At 39.7% G+C, this 252-nt stretch carries 1 tRNA gene; it reads left to right on the top strand.

The window, feature by feature from the left end:
• Window positions 1-7: 7 nt before the first annotated feature.
• A tRNA-Ala gene (locus C2M24_RS15890) sits at window positions 8-83 on the top strand.
• Window positions 84-252 lie beyond the last annotated feature (169 nt).

The following is a 252-nucleotide window of genomic DNA, read 5'->3' as shown; positions in this document are numbered from 1 at the left end:
GTAATGTGGGGCTATAGCTCAGCTGGGAGAGCGCCTGCCTTGCACGCAGGAGGTCAGCAGTTCGATCCTGCTTAGCTCCACCACTTTACTGCTCCTTCTTATAGATAAACATTCTTTCGGGGAAATGCCCTGAGAATAGAGTGTGTTTAACTCTGAGAAGTAATTCTCTTGCTCTTTAAAAATTTGGAAAGCTGATAAAAACTTTGAATTGTTCAATTTGAATAATTTAGAGTTCTCAATAAGTAAAGAAAT

The sequence above is a fragment of the Pseudoalteromonas sp. T1lg22 genome (genome assembly GCF_002964645.1).
In the GTDB taxonomy this organism is placed as follows: Bacteria; Pseudomonadota; Gammaproteobacteria; order Enterobacterales; family Alteromonadaceae; genus Pseudoalteromonas.
This window is presented reverse-complemented; position numbering and strand designations above follow the sequence as displayed.